This is a genomic window from Pseudarthrobacter sp. TE3704, from assembly GCF_056279405.1.
In genome coordinates, this window is sequence record NZ_JBWCCJ010000002.1 from 57324 (window position 1) to 75427 (window position 18104).

Sequence of the window (18104 nt, forward strand, 5' to 3'; positions counted from 1 at the left end):
CGTACCCGTTTAAGTAGCGGGGCCGGCGGCGGCTGGGGGAGGTGCACGTGGTCTCAGCCGTACACCTTCGCCGCCGGCTCCGATGTCAACAGTACGGACGCGACCCGAGGGTTACCCGGGTAACGGGTACCCGATTCCCGTGGAAGCCTTACTTGCCCGAGCCTGCCGGGACCGTGCCCGGACTAATGCGTCTCCTTGATTTCGTGGATGGTCAGGTCCCGAAAGGTGGCGGCTCCTTCGTGGGCATAAAGGCGGATTCCGTTGTCGCCTTCAAGGGGGAAGACCCGGTGCGAGTGCACCACCCGTCCGTCTCCGATGAACATTTCCACGCTCGTGCGGTCCACGAGGATGCGGATGGTGAGCCGTCCCGTCGAGGGGTCAATCGGCGTCTGGGTTTCGCCGCCGGTCGGGTTGATTGTGGGACGCCTGTTCAGGTAAACGAAGGGGCCCCGCAGGAATGCGCCGGCGGCGACATGCCGGCCGCCGCCGGGTGCACGGCATACTTCCAGACCCACGTTGGCAGGTGGGGAAGCGGCGTCCCATGTGAGCTCGCAGGTAAGGTCGTAAGCGGCTGTGCGGACGTCGAGGTCGCGGGTGCCCCTGACAACAACGTCGCCCAGGAGATGCGTGCGTTTCACATAGTTTTGTAGCGCCGACGTGGGGGCGGAGACGAGATGGTACACACCGTCCGTGTGTTTGAGGCGGATGTCGCGCACGATCATGTCATCGCCGTTATAGCCGTCGGTCTCGAGGGTGGGCGTGTTGTGGGGGTAGTCCCAGAAGTTGGCCCACCCGATCGCCCGGCGGAGGGTCTGATCTTCCGCGCCCGAGGCGTCGTGATATGGATATGTAACTGCCCCATAAAAGTCGTAGCCATAGTCGAGCCATTCGGGCTCGGGGTGATCAGGCGTGAAAGATGTGCCGTCGAAGGTGCCTGTCCAGTACGCGTAGGTGGCGGGCAGGCCGCGGCCTTTGCCGTTGGCGCTCGTGCCGAGGATCCAATGCGGGCTGCCGTCGTCGGCAGTCATCCGAAAGATATCAGGGCATTCCAGCAGCCCAAGATCGGTACGCACGAACTCGCCCACGCGCTGCCAGGACCGCAGTTCGGCCGATGTGTAGAAGCCGAGCTTTTGCCCCTCGGCGTTCATCATGAACCATCGCCCGCGGTCGGCGTCCCAGATCACCTTGGGATCGCGGAAGTCATGCACTCCGGGGTTTGGCAACACGGGGGCTGTACCCGCGGGCTGGAACGAGCGTCCCCGGTCGGTTGAGTACCAGAGGTACTGAGCCTGGCGACCATTCGGCGCCTGCGTCACGAGGGCCATTACCGCACCCTCGCCATACCCGGCGGTATTCCGCTCGTCGACCACAAGGGATCCTGACCAGCAGTCGCCGTTGCCGTCGCTGAACTTGGGGATCGCGACGCCGCGGTCGGTGAATGCCACGTGATCCGTGGTGGTCGCGCGGCGCCACGACGTGCCTCCGCCGCCCTGCAGGTAGTCGGCGTTGTACAGGTAGTAGTAGTGGTATTCCCCGTCCATGTAGATGGGACGCTGGGGATCGTTCTTCCAGTTGTCGGGGACGCTGAAGTGATAGGTCGGGCGCATCCGGCGTGATCCCTTTGACAGTGAGCCTTTTGATCCGGAGTCAGGCGTCTTCGCCGGCACGGCTGCAGCGGGTTCGGCGAAGGAGGCTGAAAGTGCAAGCGAACCGCTGAGTGCAGCCACCCCGCTTCCGCTAAGGATTGCACGGCGGGAGACCGGGGGCGGCAGTTCAGTCATGCGGATGCCTTTTCTTGAACGTTCGACGGCGGGACGTTGGGTTGGGCCGGTTCGCCCGCCAGGGCGTGGCCGTCGGCACCGGCCCAGGGCCGGTAGAGGTGGCAACGCACCCAGTGGCGGTTTGCAGGGTCACCAACCTGATGGCGCACGGGTTCCTCGGCCGAACAGGCCTCGTTCGTGTCGCCGTCGTAAGCGCACGTCGTTGAAGCCATGACTGCTTGCCGCAGTTCGGCGCGGCGGACGGGATCGTATGAGCCTGCCCGCGCAGGATCCGGGACAGCCGACACCAGGAGTTGCGTGTAGGGGTGCGCGGGGTTTGCCAGCAGGTCCAGGGACTCGCCCTCCTCAACAACTTCACCGGCGAACATCACGGCCGTCCGGTCCGCCAGGTAGCGGGCGGACGCGAGGTCGTGGGTGATGTAGAGCATCGAGATGTCCTGCTCGTCGCGGAGCTTGCGCATCAGGTTCAGCACGCCGATGCGGACGGACACATCCAGCATGGAGGTGGGCTCGTCAGCCAGGATGACTTGCGGTTCAACGGCGAGGGCCCGGGCGATTGCAACGCGTTGGCGCTGGCCGCCGGAGAGCTCGTGCGGGTACGAGTTCAGCATGTCAGCCTGCAGGCCAACAGTGGTCATGAGGTCTTCGAGACGCCGCCGGGTCTCCTCCTCGGTACCGCCACTTTTCCCATGGATCGCCAGCGAACGCCGCAGGAAATGCTCGATCCTGTGGGCAGGGTTCAACGAACCGAAGGGGTCCTGGAAGACCATCTGCAGCTGGGACCGAAACGCACGCGACGCCTGGAAACGATCGCGTTTGAGGATGTCGACTCCGTCGATCAGGATCGCGCCGGAGTTCGGCTTCTCGAGCCGGGCCACACAGCGGGCCAGCGTGCTCTTGCCGGAACCGGACTCGCCAACAAGCGCCACGATTTCGCCGCGGTCCAGGGTCAAGTCGACACCATGCAGGGCGCGGACCGACGAGCGGGTGAACAGTCCTCCAATGGGGAACGACTTACCCAGGCCACGAATTTCAAGGGCGGGTGTGCTGGTGGTGGACCCGGCCGCCGGGAACGTCAGGGAGTGGCTCATCGTGCGGCTCCTTCCAGGTTTGCGGAATCAATGACTGAAGCGTCGGCACCAAACGGAGCCACGAAATGGCCGGGGGCCGCCTCGCCCAGGTCCGGGATGTTCCGGAACTTCACGCCGTCGGGCAGTCCCGCCAGCGGAACCCGCGGACCGGTGAGCGGCGGGAACGCGCCCATCAGCGCCTGCGTGTAGGGGTGAAGGGGGTTGGCGTAGACGTCCCGGGCTTTCGCGGTCTCCACGATCCTGCCGCCATACATCACGGCCATGCGGTGCGAGAGTTCCACCATGAGCGACATGTCGTGCGTGATAAAGAGGACAGAGAAGCCGAGCTCGCGCTGGAGGTCCTTGATCTGCGCCATGATCTCCTGTTGCACCACCACGTCCAGCGCGGTGGTGGGTTCGTCGAGGATCAACAGCGACGGCTTGAGTGCCACTGCCATCGCTATGACAGCGCGTTGACGCATGCCGCCCGAGAGCTGGTGCGGGTAGGACTTGAGGCGCGCCGGGTCTATCCTCACGAGTTCCAGCAGTTCAGCTGCGCGCCGCAGCGATTCCTTGCGCGAGTAACCGGCGTGGGTGGTAAAGATGTCCACGATCTGTTCGCCGATGGTCAGCACCGGGTTGAGCGAGTTCATGGCCGACTGGAAGACCATTGCCACGTCCTGCCAGCGGAAGCGCCGCAGCTCCTCCGGGCTCATGGCCAGGACGTCCTTGCCGCCAAAGGAAATGCTGCCGCCTGCGATCTTCGCAGGATCCTTCAGGAGCCGCATGATCGAATTGGCGATGGTTGACTTCCCGCAGCCGGATTCGCCGGCCAGCCCGAAGACCTCACCGGTGCCGATGCTGAAGGAAACACGGTCCACGGCGGTGGTGGAGCGGGTGTCGCCGATGTACTTGACGGTGAGGTTCCTGACCTCGAGGACTGGTTCGTGGGTTCCGAAGGAAACTTGGGAGATGGTCATTTGGCGGCGCTCCTTTCGGTGTCTTTCGGGGTTTTGATCTTCCGCAGCCGCGGGTTGGTGACCTCGTCCACGGCGTAGTTGATAAGGGCAAGGGCGAAGGCGACCAGCGCTATACAGACACCGGAGGGTACGAACACCCACCAGCTGCCGGTCAGCAGGGCGCCTTCGTTGCCTGCCCAGAAGAGGTTGTTGCCCCAGGAGACCGTGCTGACGTCGCCCAGGCCCAGGAACTCCAGGCCCGCCTGGGCGCCGATTCCATAGATCACGCATGCCAGCAAGGTGCCCATGACGATCGAGGCCATGTTGGGCAGGATTTCGCGGAACATGATCCGGCCCGCCCGTTCGCCGGACACCACGGCCGCGGCCACAAAGTCCTTGGAGCGGATGGATAGGGCCTGTGAACGCAATACGCGTGCCGAGCCGGCCCACCCGGTGACCACGAGGACAAGAATTACCGTGCCCAGGCCCGGCGGCAGGAACGCGGCCAGGATGACCAGGAGCGGCAGGCCGGGCAGGAGCAGGAAGATGTTGGTTACAAGCGACAGCGCTTCGTCGATGAACTTGCCGAAGTACGCGGAGGCCAGGCCCACCAGGATGCCGATGAAGGTGGATGCGAAGCCCACGGTCAACCCGACGAACAGGGAACTGCGGGAGCCGTGGACGGTCAGGGCGAGCACGTCCTGCCCTTTGGCCGTGGTGCCGAGCCAGTGCTCGGGAGACGGTTCCAGCGAGGCCATGGCGGTGATCCGCGACGGGTCGCCGGGGAACAGCACGGGGGCCAGCAACGCCAGGGCGATGAACACGAGCATCACGGCCATGCCTGCCAGGGCCTTTTTGTTGCTGAGGAGGCCGTGGATGAAGCTGCGGTTGGGCTTGCGGGCAGCCGGCGTTTTTCCGGCCGTCTTGCCGGGTTGCTGCAGAATTACGGTTGTCATGATCGGTCCCTCTAGTTGCTGCGCACGCGCGGGTCGAGGCGGACGTAGAGGATGTCCACCAGGAAGTTGGCCAGCAGCACGGCGGCGGTAATGGTCAGGAACAGGCCCTGCATCAGCGGGTAGTCGAGGCCCTGGACGGCGTTGAGGAGCTGGTAGCCGACGCCGGGGTAGGCGAACACCACCTCGGTGAGCAGCGCACCGCCCACCACGAATCCCAGGCCCATGCCGAAGCTTGTGACCGACGGGAGCATGGCATTGCGTGCTGCGTAGCGGAGCATGATGCGGCCCGGGCGGAGTCCCTTGGCTTCGGCCATGGTGATGTAGTCCTCGGAGTTCGTGGCGATCATGGTGTTCCGCATGCCCAGCATCCAGCCGCCGATGGAAACCAGGACGATGGTCAGCGCCGGAAGCACCAGGTGGGCCCCAACATCGCCAATGAACTCCCACGTGAACCCGGGCTCCAGGCCATCGGTGAAGGCGTGCCGGATGGGGAACCAGTTCAGCACCACGCCGAACAGGTACAGGGCACCCATCGCGAGCCAGAAGTACGGGAACGAACCGATGAACACGAGCAGCGGCGGGAGAGCGGAATCGATCGCGCCGCCGCGCCGCCAGGCGGCCATGATCCCCAGCAGGTTACCCACGACGGCGGCAATCACCAGTGCGGTTCCGCCGAGCAGGAGGGTCCAGCCGATCTGGGACGAAATGACCTCGGTGACCGGGGTGGGGAAACGTGAGATGGAGACTCCCATTTGCCCGGTGAAAATGTTGTGAAGGTAGTCGATGTATTGCTCCCAGAGGGGCCGGTCGTCAACGCCGAGCAGCTTGCGCAGGGCCTCGATCTGTTCCGGCTGCATTCTGTCCTGGGAGCGGGCGAACATGCGGGAGACGGGGTCCCCGGGCATGAAGCGCGGGAGCAGGAAATTCAGGGTGATGGATGCCCAGAAGGCGATCAGGTAGAAACCCAGGCGGCGCAGGATGAAGCGCACGGTTTCCCTCCATTTCGGGAATTGCGGAAAGTTTGGGGGCACGCCCGGCGGGAATTATCGCCCGCCGGGCGTGCAGTTCGGGGGCCCCGCCCGGGGCGGCCCGCTTCGCTACTTGCGCGGTTCCAGCGTGGTCAGCACGAGCACTGTGGTGGGCGACTTTACCGAGAGGGTGGCGTAAGGATTGTTCTCGGTGGGCCAGCCGGTGAAGCGGGTGTCGCTGTAGGCGCCCCATTCCGGACCGGAGAAGAGCGGCACCAGCGGTGCGGCGTCATCGTATTCTTCCTGCAGTTTGTTGGCGATGTCCTTTTGCTTGGACTCGTCCGCCTCCGCAGCGAATTCTGCGAGCAGGGCGTCTGCCTCGGCATCGCCAAAGCGGTGGTAGTTGTCGAACGTCTTGGTGCCGACGGGCTTGACGGTGGCTGTGCCCATGGAGGTGTTGAAGTACTTGTACGGGCTGGGGTCGTTGGCGCTCCAGACGATGCCGGAATCGAAGTCGCCGGTTTCGTAGCCGGCAACCACGGCAGCCCAGTCCGGGGACTCCACCTTCACGGTCACGCCAACCTCTGCCAGGTTCTGCGAGATCACGTTGGCCACGGACAGCCAGTCAGAAGAAGTGGCGCCCACGGAGATCTTGAACTCGAAGGGCTTGCCGTCCTTGAGGGTGCGCTTGCCGTCCGCTCCCTTGGGGTATCCGGCCTTGTCCAGCAGCTCGTTGGCCTTTTGGGCGTCCAGCTTGGTCCAGGTGCAGTTGTCCTTGACCTCGTTGTTCTTCCAGGCCTCGTAGTTGCCGGAGAGTCCGGTGCAGTCTGCGGGTTTGGCGTAGCCGCTCATGCCGATCTTGGTAACCTGCTCCCGGTCAACGGCCATGCTCAGGGCCTTACGGACGTCGACATCGTTGAAGGGGGCCTTGGTGGTGTTGAGCTGCCAGTTGATCATGGCGCCCGTGGCAGGGAACCAGTAGTGGCGGTGGTCCTTGTCCTTGGAAACAAAGGTCTTTTCGATGTTCGGGATGTACTGCGGAGCCCAGTCAACGTCGCCGTTCGCGGCGGCGAGGTTGGCGCCGTCGTTCCCTGCGAAGGCGAGCATCTTGATGCCGGCGATCTTTTGCTTTTCGGGCTGCCAGTAGTTGGGGTTCTTCTTCAGCACGAAGGACTGGGCCTGGAAAGTGTCTACCTCGGTGTAAGGGCCTGTGCCGACGGGCTTGGCGTTGGCGTCCTTCTCCGGGTCGGCGAGGGTGGACCAGATGTGCTTGGGCAGGATGGTGAGTTGTCCGACGTCGTGAAGGGCGGGGGACCAAGGCCTGTTGAAGTTGAAGGTGACTTTGTTGGTGCCTTCGGCGGCAACGGTGTCCAGATACTCGTAACCACCCTTGATCTTCTTCTGGAGCTCGAAGGTGTAGGCGACGTCATCCGCGACGAACGGTTGTCCGTCGGACCATTTCACGCCGTCGCGCAGGGTGAAGGTGATGGACTTGCCGTCGTCGGCCGCCTTCCATTCAGTGGCGAGCCACGGCACCGTTTCTCCCTTGGCAGGGTTGAAGATCAGCAGCGACTCGTAGATGGACTGCTGGACCATCGGGTTGACGGTGGGCGCGAACGGGTTGAAGTTCTGCACGAACGTGCCCATATCCTCGCGCGGAATGGTGAGAAAGGCGCTGGCGTTCGCAGCAGCGTCGGTGCCGCCAGGCTTGTTGGCTGCACAGCCGGTGAGCAGCAGTGCGCCTACCGCCAGTCCGGCCACCGTGGTGCGGGCAGCCCTCAGGAATCGGGGTTGTGACATGATGGTTATCTCTTTCCTGTCTTCATCAGCAAGGTGAAGGGGTGGGGGAGGGGTTGCTCTTCGCTATTGATTTCGCGGTCAGACCGAAGAGCGTTCTAGCAGCGGACAGCCGACTAATTGCTGGTCGGCAATTACCGGCTGTCCTGCTGTCAGAGCTGCGAGCGTCTGGACTCCCAGGGCGCCCATTTTTTCGAACGGCAACGCAACCGTGGTCAGCTTGGGCCTGAGGTAGGCCGCAATCAGTTCCTGGTTGTCGAAGCCGATCACGGCGATGTCCCCGGGGATGGTCAGGCCCCGTTCTTTGATGGCGTCGTAAGCGCCCATCGCCATGCGGTCGTTGAGGCAGAACAGCGCAGTTGGCCTGTCCTGTTGTGGATAGCGGTCCAGGATCCGGCACGCAGCTTCGTAGCCGCCGTCGGCCGTTGCGTATCCGGACACCACCAGTTCCGGGTCCAGATCCAGTCCGGCGGCGGCGAGTGCGTCGCGTGCACCTTGCAATCGCCCCACTGCAGCAGGAATGACCGGGTCGAGGTTGATGACTCCGATGCGGGTGTGGCCGGCTTGGAGCAGACGTTCGACGGCGACCCTGCCACCCGCACGCTCGTCAGGGACGATCGAGGGCAGCTTTCCATCCGCGTCGAAGCAGTTGATCAAGACTGTGGGTACTTCCTTGGCACTCTCCGGAACGTGGACGCCCCGGTGAAAAGTGGCTGCGTACAGAAGTCCTTCCACCCGCTGCTCCAACAGCTTTTCGGTTGCGGCATCTTCCAGGCCCTGGTTGGGTCCTACGGCATCAGCCTGGTCGGAGGGCGCGATGAGCAGGAACTTGCGGTCGAGCCAGGCTTGGTCTTGTGCACCCTTGATGATGTCGACGGCGAACGGGGCCGTCACGATCTCGGTGACAATCCCGTACCAATCACTGCGCTGGGACGCCAGTGCCCGTGCTCCGGCATTCGGGCGGTAGCCCAGGGCCTGAACAGCTTCGATGATCCGGGAGCGGGTTTCCTCGGAGATGCTGGCATTTTCGCGGTTGCTCAGCACGAACGAGACCGCAGTCCGGGAAACACCGGCGTGTTTGGCCACATCATTCATGGTGACACCCCGCTGCCGCGCAGCCGCGGCATGCTTCGAGGTGGTGGTGTTCGCCATTGAATGCTCCGGAGATCGTCGTGATATTGCTGAGGGAGTAACGCGCGTTACTAGTGTGTGTGATAGAGGTTACGCGCGTTACTCCGGCACTGTCAAGGGGCTGATTTTCGTTCCTGTGGGTGTTTCGCTACGCGAGCTGCGTGACCTGAAGGCTGTTGATGGTTGCCGAGCCGCCAACGGCGTAAACGGCGAGGTCGGTGCTGGTCCCGGCCGGGAAGATCAGTTCGGTCATGGTGACCCGGCCGCCTTGGGCAAAGACTTCAACGGAGCAGCGGTCCACGTAGATGGTGAGGTCGTAGGACCCGTCCTTCGGCAGGACAGGAGCGGTGTCAATGGAGAGGAAGGATGCGTGGAAGTCTGTCTTTCCGGATTCCCGCCGGTCCACGAACAGTTGGGCTTGGCCGGGCCGGATGCCCACACGGGTTCCCTTCGTGCCGTCCCCTCGCAGGATGATCCCGAATTCCTCTGCACTTCCCGGCGTGAAGCTGGCGTCAATGCGCTGGACCGTGCCGGCCGCGCCGGCCAGAACCTGCACGCCGTCGTGGATGGTGGTTTCGGGGAGGTGGAAAGACTCCGGCTGGGCCAGGGCAGCCAGGTCACCCGCGGGCTGCTGGACCAGGCACAGTTTTCCGTCGCTGGCCTGGAGTGAGATTTCGCGGGCGAGGCTCATCGGACTGCGCCAGGGCGTGGTGGGGATGTGGTTGGCGTAGTCCCAGTTGTTCATCCAGGCAATCATGAGGCGGCGGTTGTCTGGGGCGTCGCTGAAGGAGACGGCGGCGTAGTAGTCCCGGCCCCAGTCCAGCCACCGGTATTCGCCCAGCCGGTCAGCGTCCTGGAGGCCTTCGGTGACGGTGCTGGCGGAGGTGAAGGTGGTTCCGTCGAAGTCACCGATGAAGTATTGGCCGGCTGAGCCGTTGTTGGGCCCGCCGGGGTTGAGGTTGACGGTAAGGACCCACTTGAGGTTTGCCGGGTCGCCGTCCACGGGGAGGGGGAACAGGTCGGGGCATTCCCAGACGCCGCCCGTGGCGTTTGCGGGGCCGAAAGTGCTCAGCAGTTCCCAGTTTTTCAGGTCGTCGGACTTGTAGAGGACCACCTGGAAGTCTTTGGCTTCGACGGCGACCATCACCCAGTAGCTGCCTGCGTCGCCGTCGTACCGGATGACTTTGGGGTCGCGGAACTCGGCGGACCCGCGGTTAAGGACAGGATTGCCTGTGTGTTTTGTCCAGGTGTAGCCCCCGTCCAGGCTGTACGCCAGGGACTGGGCCTGGACGCCCTCATGCATGGAGCCCGGTCTGTAGGCGCTGGTGTAGATCGCCACAAGCGGGGCAACGGACCCGCTGCCGAATCCGCTGGTGTTCTGACGGTCATACACGACGCTGCCGGAAAAGATATCTTCGTCCTCGTCGCAGGCGATGGCTACGGGGTGTTCGGTCCACGCCAGCAGGTCGGTAGAGGTGGCGTGGCCCCAGGACATGTTTCCCCACACGTTTCCCAGCGGGTTGTTCTGGTAGTAGAGGTGATAGACGCCGTCGTGGAAAATCAGGCCGTTGGGGTCATTGAGCCAGGTGTCTTTTGCGGTGTAGTGCAGGGCCGGGCGGTAGGAGTCTGTGGTGGCCGTGCTGATCGGGGTGAGGGTATCCATGGGGTTCCTTTCGAAATGTGTGTGTTATTTGCTTGCGCCGGCCGTGAGGCCTTCGCGCAGGGTGCGTTGGCCGAAGATAAAGACGACCAGTGCGGGCAGCATGGACAGGATCACGCCGGCGAGGACCACCGATATGCTCCCGGTGCCGAGGTTGCCCTGCAGCGTGACGAGGCCGAGGGGAAGCGTGAAGTTCTGTTCGCTGATGGTGAGGATCAGGGGCCGGAAGAACTCGTTCCAGTGGAAGTTGAAGGCAAGGATCCCGACGATGGCCATGCCCGGGACCGCCAACGGTGCGTAAACGGAACGGAAGATCCGCCACGGCCCGGCACCATCCAGGGCGGCCGCTTCCGCAAAATCATTGGGCAGGCCCAGGAAGTATTGGCGCATCAGGAAAGTGCCGAAGGCGGTGGGAATGGCCGGCAGGATCAGGGCCAGCAGCGTATCGGACAGGCCCATCCCGCGAATGAGCATGAACACCGGGACGATGGTGACCTGCACCGGGACCATCATGGTGGCCAGCACCAACGAAAAGATGGCCTTCTTGCCGCGGAAGTCCAGGCGGGCGAACGCGTAGCCGGCCAGGGTGGCCGAAGCCATCTGGCCAAGCGCGATCAGCCCGGTCACCAGGGCGCTGTTCAGGACCAGGAGGCCGACGTTGATCTGCCTGAACACCTCCTGGTAGGCGGTGAAATCAGGATTGATGGGCAGGAAGGACGGCGGGAGGTTGAACGATTCCGACGGCGCCCGCAGCGACGTGGACAGGGTCCACAGGACCGGGCCGAGGGTCAGCGCGGCCGCCACGGCCAACGCGGTGTACCGGCCGACGGTTCCAGCCGCGGGCAGGCGGCGGTTGCGGGAGCGCTTGTGGCTGGTTGGCGTGCCGGTAGTGGAACCGGAAGTCTTGTCGGTCCCGGTGTGCAGGGTCTGGCTGGACATGAGGGACCTCACTGGTAGAAGACGAAGCGGCGGCTGAGGCGGAACTGCAGGGCGGTGACGGCAAGGATCAGCACGGTGAGGACCAGGCCGATGGCGGAGGCTTCGCCGAACTCCAGTTGCTGGAAGGCGGATTCAAAGATCACCATGACGGCAGTGCGGGTGGAATCACCGGGACCGCCGTTGGTCAGGACGTAGGGCTGGTCGAAGACCTGCAGGGCACTGATGATGGCCATGACGGAGGCGACGAGCACCGTTGGACTGATCAGGGGAAGGGTTACATTGCTGAACTGTTTCCAGCCTGTGGCGCCGTCCAGGTTCGCTGCCTCGTGCAGTTCCTTGGGAATGTTGGTCAGGGCGCCGAGAAAGAGCAGAAAGGAGAACCCGAAGTTCTGCCACACGTAGACCAGAACCACCACGGCCGCCGATGCCACGGGACTGGTCAGCCATGGCACTGCGGGAATACCGATCAGGGACAGGAGCCAGTTCACCACGCCGAACTGTTCGTTAAACATGTACCGCATGAAGATGGACACCGACGCGGCGGAGAGGACCAGGGGAAAGAAGAAGGTGGAACGGAGGAACACCCTCAGCCAGGACGGCATCCTGCCCTGCAGCATGGAAGCCAGGCCAAGGGCGATGCCGAGTTGGAGGATCACCGCGACGATGACGAACAGGATGGTGTTCAGGAAGGACACGCGGACGGTGGGGTCCTCTGCCAGCGAGGCGAAGTTGGCGAAACCGACGAACTGTGGTGCCGAAATGATGTCCCAGCGGAAAAAGGCCAGGACCAGCGAGCCGATGATCGGCAGGAAGGTGAACAGGGCCATTCCCAGCAGCGTGGGGGCCAGGAAAATCATGGCCAGCCATCGCTCGACGAACGAGCGGCGCGCGGCCGGCGGTTTTGCGGTCTGGCGTGAGGCGGTGGAAGTGGTGGTCATGGGTTCCTCCTCAGAGCCAGTTCGAGATCACGCTGCAGGGTGCCCATCGCGGCCCGCACATCAGCGGAGCTGCCGCTGACAGCGGTGGAAACATTTTTCATGAGGGCAGTTTCGACGGCGGCCTGCTGGGGCGGCGCGGGGATGGGGCCGGAGGTGGGGAACCGGTCGAGGGTGTCGTAGAACACTTTCCAATGCCGGGGCCCGGTGGCCGCGTAAAAGGACTCGTTGACCATTGAACGGCGGGTCGGAGTGGTGTTCGGTTTGGAAATGGCCATTTGCATCGCTTCCCGGCTGGAGCAGAACTTTACCCATTCCCAGGCTGCATCCTTGTCCTTCGCCGTGCGCATGATGGCGTAGCCGGCTGCGCCGAACTGGTGCCGCTGCGTCCGCCAGCGGGGGAAGAACTGCACATCGAACTGGTCGGCGGTCATGCCGGCGTCGTGCAGGCCCTGCGCCCAGTAACCGCCGGCCGGCGTGGTGCCGATGCGGTTGTTGCCGAACAAGCCCACCAGGGCGTTGCCGCCGCCTGCTTCAGGACGGACGCCAAGTCCTTCGGCAACGAGTTCGCGCAGGTAGTCGAAGGTCTCGATAACCCGCCCGTCTTCCGCGTTGGGGGCAAGCCATTGATAGCCGCCGCCACGTGTGGCGCGGGCGGGGTCGTTCGGGTAAAAACGGTCCCACATCCAATCCCCGCCGGAAGCCTTGGTTTCGGTGAGGAAGCTGGTGTCGTTGGCGTAGAGCCACGGCACAACCCCGCCGAAAAGCCGGTTGGTCCAGTAGTACGGGGTGAAGTCGGCCGGGCGGGCTTTCCGCAGGGCTCGGAGGGTGGCGCTGAAGTCGTCCTGCGTCCAGTCGTCCTTGGGGCGCTCGAGCCCGGCCTGGGCGAAGGTGGTGGTGTTCAGGTACATGTTCGCCGCGTTCCAGTCCAGCGGAAGCTGGTACAGACTGCCTTGGTACATAAAGGCTTCCAGCAGGCTCGGATGAACGTCATCGAAGTAGTCACTCATGTCGGCAGCGTCCCGGCGGACATAGTCATCCAGCGGCTCGGCGAGCTTGTCGGCGAACAGCTGGGCGCCCTCGGTGGCCACGTAGACGACGTCCGGCGGTGTTCCGGCGGCCACCATGGTGAGGATTTTGGAAAAGAAGTCTTTCCAGTCGGCGCCCTGGATGGCCTGCACCTGGACCGGAATATCAGGGTGGGCGGCGGTGAAGGCGTGAACCAGGCCCTGCCGGGCCGCCGCATCCGCTGCCGTTCCGAGGATGGCGATGTTTAGGGCCTTGCTGCCGCGGCCCGGAATATCTGTGCCTGTCAGTCGAGGCCAGGCTCCCAAGGTGGCTCCCGCCACAGCAAGTCCCGTAAGGCCCAGCATGGAACGCCGCGTGAGTTGCGAAATTCCGCGGCCGGACCGCGGCGCATGCGAGGGGGCTGGTTGCCCCGGTGTCTTTTCAGACGTCATTGTCGGCTCCTCCTAACACGTGTTAAGCAGAGTAGATTCGCGACCTAACACGTGTCAAGTAGTGGTGCAATTGTTCGTCAGGCCCTGCTCTGAGGTTTAGAAACCGCAGCGGCTGAAGGTCCGCTGGTCAGCCGGCCGGGACCGCTGCGGTTGAAGCCCGCGGGATGATCCGGCAGGGCATGTAGAGGGTTCCTGCTTCCGGGTTCCCCGCTGCCGGGGTTTGTCCTTCCACCGCATCCAGCAGCATGGACATGGCCGTTGCTCCGATTTCGGCGTGCGGAAGTGCCACGGTGGTCAGGGCGGGAACAAGGTTGGCGGCAAGGTTCTGCTGGTCGTCGTAGCCCACCACGGAGAGATCCTGCGGTACGCGCAGTCCTGCGGCAGCGGCGTACAGCAAGACACCGGTGGCCACCCTGTCGTTGGAGCAGATGATCGCCGTCGGCCGGTCTCTACCGCCCAGCACAGCGGAAGCGGCCCGGTAGCCTTCATCGATGTCCCATCCGGTCATATGGACGTGCTGCTGTTCACTGCCCAGCCCCGCCTCTTCCATGGCCTCCCGGTATCCCTGTTCGCGTTGCGGTGCGGCAGGTGAGCTGAGGGTTCCGGCCAACAGGGTGATGCGGCGGTGGCCCAGGTCAATGAGCAGCTGTGCCGCGGCGCGCCCGCCGTCGACCTCTGCCGGTATGACCGACTGGAGTTGGGAACCGGCATGGGTGCAATTGGCCAAAATGGCGGGCAAGGTGAGCATTGCCGGCGGGGCAGTAATTTCACGCAGGCTGCCGGTGGCGTACATGATCCCGTCTACCTGCCGATGCACGAGTTGCTGTGCCGCCGCGCTCTCGCGGGACGTGTCGTGTTCTGAATCGACCACCAGGACCATGTACCCGCGGGCCAGGGCCGTGCGTGAGGCGCCGCTGATCAGCCGGCCGGCGAAAGGGCTGGTGACGATGTCATCCGTAATGATGCCGATCGTTGATGTCTGCTGGTTGCGCAGGCTGAGGGCAACGGAGTTGGGCGTGTAATCAAGCTCCGCCGCGGCACGGAGGATGCGCTCCTGGCGTTCTGCAGTGACGTTGCCGTTTGCCCTGCCGTTGAGCACCAGTGATACTGCACTGCGGGACACGCCTGCCCGTCGTGCCACATCCAGTGCGGTAGCTTTTCGTTTCACCATGCCGATCTCCTCGCTTTGGATTCAGCATACCTAACTCGTGTGAGGTCCGGGCGGCGAGGTGGCCATGGGACTCAGCCGCGGGTTCTCAGCCGATGAAGGCAGTCATACGGATCGAAACGAGTACTCCCGGAAGATCGACGCCGAGCTTGGCGACGTAGCGCGTCGGAGGGTCATGCGGGAACCACCGCGCATACTCCTCATTCAATCCCGCGAAGTCCGAGGGAGCACTGAGCAGCACGCCGACCTCAACGACGTCTCCCAGCCCTGCCCCCGCTGCTTCAAGGATGGCCTCGCAGTTTGCAAGAGCCTGGCGTGTCTGGTCCTGGATGCTGTTGCCCGCAAGCTGGCCGCTGACCGGATCGGCGCCAACCGTCCCGGAGACAAAAACGAATGGTTTCGCTTTGACGCCCTGGCTGAAAAACGGTGAACCAGGTGCCTTGTCCGACCTGACGATCTCCCTCGGCATGGCCGATCCTTTCCCGGAGCCCGGTGGATGCTGGAAGCAGAATGGCAGTCATCGCTGGATACCGCAACCCCTTGCCCTCCTCAGTATCCGCCGGGCTTGGCCTGCGGAAACGCGGGTCGCGTCCCGGCGCGGTTCCACCACTGCAGAGGGCTGGGCATGTTTACTGAAGCGGGGGTGGGCAGTGTCATGTCCGGCTCCACATCCATGGCACCATCACCGCCCAACGAAAGCAGAACCATGGCCGAGAAAACCAGGCCCTTTTCACTTGCCCTGGCAGTGATCGCCGTTATGGGAAGTGCCTTTGCCGGTATCAGCAGCGCACAAGCTGCATCTCAGGTCTACAACCCTTGCCAGCGTCTGTCCGCCGGTCAGGTCAAATACTCAAGCTTCGGCGCCAACCGGGTGACGTTTGCAACCGCAGAGAGCCGCGAATCGAACAGGGTCACCATCACCGGATGCGTACGCTCCGGCAACCAATATATCCAGGAATGGCAGGACTGGGGCTACGCCGGACTGAAGGGCTTCGCCCCTCCCGGCCTCACCTGGGAGGACACCTACAAGTCTCCCTCCGGGTCCTACAGTGTGACCGAAGCCCTCGGCCGTTCCAACCCCGGAACCGCGCTCGCCTATCACACCGTCAACTCGAACTCCCGCTGGGGCGGCGAATACGGGCCCACCTACAACCAGTACTTTGAAGGCCGCGGCGGTCCCTCAGACGAGAACCTCTACACCTACATGAACCAGGGCTACTACGAGCAGGCCGCGGTCATCAACTACAACCGCCAGCCTGACATGCCGGTAACCCAGGGCGCCTCCTACGCGATCTTCCTGCACGCCGGCCGCACCACCTCCGCCGGCTGCATCTCCACCAGTCTCGAAGTGGTGAACCGTTTCCTTCGCAGCAACCGCCCCGGAGACCGCATCATTATGGGTGCGGTGGACGACGTCTTCACACCCCACTCCAGTGATCCGTTCGGCGCCGTCACGGAGAAATACGCTCAGTCGGGTGGACCGGCGGGCAGGCTCGGAAGTCCCACGTCCAGCGAAACAGGCGGACTGAAGGATGGGGGTGCCTTCCAGAATTTCCAGGGCGGTGCGATTATCTGGTCACCTGCAACCGGCGCACGGTTCTCCTGGGGAGCAACCCGCGACAAGTGGGCTTCCACCGGCTTCGAGAATGGTCCCCTCGGATACCCCATCACTGATGAAGTGGGCGGGCTCAAGGGCGGCGGCGTGTATCAGGTGTACCAGGGCGGCGTCATCATGTACTCGCCCGCATCCGGCGCGCGGCTGTCCTCGTTTGGCCCGATCCGCGACAAGTGGGCCGACACCGGATTTGAGAGCGGGGTCCTTGGCTACCCAATCAGCGACGTCATCACCGGCCTGAGGAACGGCGGCTCCTACCAGGCGTACCAGCACGGCGGAATCTTTTCCTCACCGGCAACGGGAACGCACGCGATCACACATGGGATCAACGGCAAGTGGCGGGCGCAGGGATCCGAGAACGGCCCGCTGGGCTACCCGACCACTGACGAAGTGCAAGGAATCAAGGACGGCGGATCATGGCAGGGTTTCGAGGGCGGGGCGATCATGTTCTCTCCCGCGTCAGGCGCCGCCATCAGCACAGGCGTCATCCGTGACAAGTGGGCATCCACAGGCTTCGAAAATGGCCGTATGGGCTACCCGGCCACTGACGTTGTCACTGGCCTGAAGGAAGGCGGCTCATTCCAGAACTATCAGGGCGGATCCATCCTTCATACGCCTGCCCATGGTACTCACCTTTCCATAGGAGCTATCCGCACCATCTGGGCTTCGCTTGGCTTCGAGAACGGCAGGATGGGCTACCTCACAACCGACGAATATCCGGTCCCGGGCGGGGTGGCCCAGGACTACCAGGGCGGCGTGATCACGGCTGGCCGCTGGGGCGTTTTCCCGGTTACGGGAGCCACCGCTGACGAATACAAGGCCAACACGTGGCTTGGCACTGCAACCACCGGGGCCAACCCTGGTAAGGATGGCGGCGCCTGGCAGGGCTTTGAACAGGGCGTCATCATGTGGTCCCCGGCGTCGGGCGCCCACATTTCCTTTGGACCCCTCAGGGACGTCTGGGCCCAACACGGGTTTGAAAACGGTGCATTGGGCTACCCGACGTCAAACGCACTCGGTATGAACAGCGGCGTGTACCAGACCTACCAGGGTGGCATCATTTTCTGGTCTCCCTCCACAGCAGGGCATGCCCTTCTTGCCGACTACACGAAGAAGTACAACGACGTCGACGGAGGGGGCATCCTCGGCTTCCCCACCTCGGGCAGGGTCAACGGTCTGAAGGACGGCGGCTCGTACCAGAACTTCCAGTGGGGCGCGTTGATCTCCAATCCCGTCGTCGGCGTTCGTGTCTCCGTCGGAAAGACCCGCGAAGCGTGGGCCGCTACCGGGTTCGAACACGGAAAGCTCGGCTACCCGACCACGGACAATTACGTCACCGCCGATGGCAGCACCGTTCAGGACTACCAGGGCGGGCGGATCACGGTGACCAAGGACGGCACCACGAAGGTCGAATATGGGGTGCCGGCACCAGCTGCCACGGTGGCCCCAGAAGCAGCTAGCCCCACTGCAACTGCCGGCACTCAAGCTCCGATGACGGAAACCGGCCCTGCTCCAACGGCAACTCCTACTCCTGAAGTGAGCAGCCCTGCTCCGACGGCAATCCCGACTCCTGAAGTAGACAGCCCGGACCCGACGGCGACCTCCACCAAGGATTCATAGGCAGGGCCCATAGAGGGTGCCGGCTGTCAGCGGCTCGGGTCGCAT

The 18104-nt window shown here is 63.7% G+C and carries 14 protein-coding genes; 1 reads left to right on the top strand and 13 read right to left on the bottom strand.

What is annotated here, in order from left to right; translation table 11 throughout:
- Window positions 1-182: 182 nt before the first annotated feature.
- The 13 genes from ACZ9BC_RS04235 to ACZ9BC_RS04295 all read right to left on the bottom strand — a co-directional run bounded on the left by ACZ9BC_RS04235 (window position 183) and on the right by ACZ9BC_RS04295 (window position 15293).
- Window positions 183-1781, bottom strand: coding sequence for a glycoside hydrolase family 32 protein (locus ACZ9BC_RS04235; protein ID WP_476244896.1), 1599 nt, complete (start codon window positions 1779-1781; stop codon window positions 183-185).
- Window positions 1778-2872: an ATP-binding cassette domain-containing protein gene (locus tag ACZ9BC_RS04240; protein WP_476244897.1), complete on the bottom strand. Its 1095-nt coding sequence runs from the start codon at window positions 2870-2872 to the stop codon at window positions 1778-1780. The genes ACZ9BC_RS04235 and ACZ9BC_RS04240 overlap by 4 nt, the downstream gene beginning before the upstream one ends.
- Window positions 2869-3831, bottom strand: coding sequence for an ABC transporter ATP-binding protein (locus ACZ9BC_RS04245; protein ID WP_476244898.1), 963 nt, complete (start codon window positions 3829-3831; stop codon window positions 2869-2871). The genes ACZ9BC_RS04240 and ACZ9BC_RS04245 overlap by 4 nt, the downstream gene beginning before the upstream one ends.
- Complete coding sequence (locus ACZ9BC_RS04250; protein WP_476244899.1) at window positions 3828-4766, bottom strand: ABC transporter permease; 939 nt, start codon at window positions 4764-4766, stop codon at window positions 3828-3830. Before ACZ9BC_RS04250 ends, ACZ9BC_RS04245 begins: the two co-directional genes overlap by 4 nt.
- Window positions 4767-4777: 11 nt before the next feature.
- Window positions 4778-5755, bottom strand: coding sequence for an ABC transporter permease (locus tag ACZ9BC_RS04255; RefSeq protein ID WP_476244900.1), 978 nt, complete (start codon window positions 5753-5755; stop codon window positions 4778-4780).
- Window positions 5756-5863: 108 nt separating this feature from the next.
- Window positions 5864-7534, bottom strand: a complete 1671-nt coding sequence (locus tag ACZ9BC_RS04260; RefSeq protein ID WP_476244901.1) for an ABC transporter substrate-binding protein — start codon at window positions 7532-7534, stop codon at window positions 5864-5866.
- 78 nt (window positions 7535-7612) lie between these two features.
- Window positions 7613-8683 carry a LacI family DNA-binding transcriptional regulator gene (locus ACZ9BC_RS04265; protein WP_476244902.1) on the bottom strand — a complete coding sequence of 357 codons (1071 nt, stop codon included), beginning with the start codon at window positions 8681-8683 and terminating at the stop codon, window positions 7613-7615.
- Window positions 8684-8810: 127 nt separating this feature from the next.
- A complete protein-coding gene (locus tag ACZ9BC_RS04270; RefSeq protein ID WP_476244903.1) occupies window positions 8811-10325 on the bottom strand; it encodes a glycoside hydrolase family 32 protein in 1515 nt (504 codons plus the stop codon).
- A gap of 24 nt (window positions 10326-10349) precedes the next feature.
- On the bottom strand, window positions 10350-11261 hold the full coding sequence (locus tag ACZ9BC_RS04275) for a carbohydrate ABC transporter permease (RefSeq protein ID WP_476244904.1): 912 nt from the start codon (window positions 11259-11261) through the stop codon (window positions 10350-10352).
- Between the two features lie 8 nt (window positions 11262-11269).
- Window positions 11270-12199 carry a carbohydrate ABC transporter permease gene (locus tag ACZ9BC_RS04280; RefSeq protein WP_476244905.1) on the bottom strand — a complete coding sequence of 310 codons (930 nt, stop codon included), beginning with the start codon at window positions 12197-12199 and terminating at the stop codon, window positions 11270-11272.
- Window positions 12196-13656, bottom strand: a complete 1461-nt coding sequence (locus ACZ9BC_RS04285; protein ID WP_476244906.1) for an extracellular solute-binding protein — start codon at window positions 13654-13656, stop codon at window positions 12196-12198. The genes ACZ9BC_RS04280 and ACZ9BC_RS04285 overlap by 4 nt, the downstream gene beginning before the upstream one ends.
- A gap of 127 nt (window positions 13657-13783) precedes the next feature.
- Complete coding sequence (locus ACZ9BC_RS04290; RefSeq protein ID WP_476244907.1) at window positions 13784-14827, bottom strand: LacI family DNA-binding transcriptional regulator; 1044 nt, start codon at window positions 14825-14827, stop codon at window positions 13784-13786.
- A gap of 85 nt (window positions 14828-14912) precedes the next feature.
- Entirely contained in the window at window positions 14913-15293 is a 381-nt protein-coding gene (locus tag ACZ9BC_RS04295) for a RidA family protein (protein WP_476244908.1), read from the bottom strand.
- Between the two features lie 156 nt (window positions 15294-15449).
- On the opposite strand from ACZ9BC_RS04295, the gene ACZ9BC_RS04300 reads away from it, so the two are divergent.
- Window positions 15450-18059, top strand: a complete 2610-nt coding sequence (locus ACZ9BC_RS04300; RefSeq protein WP_476244909.1) for a hypothetical protein — start codon at window positions 15450-15452, stop codon at window positions 18057-18059.
- Window positions 18060-18104 lie beyond the last annotated feature (45 nt).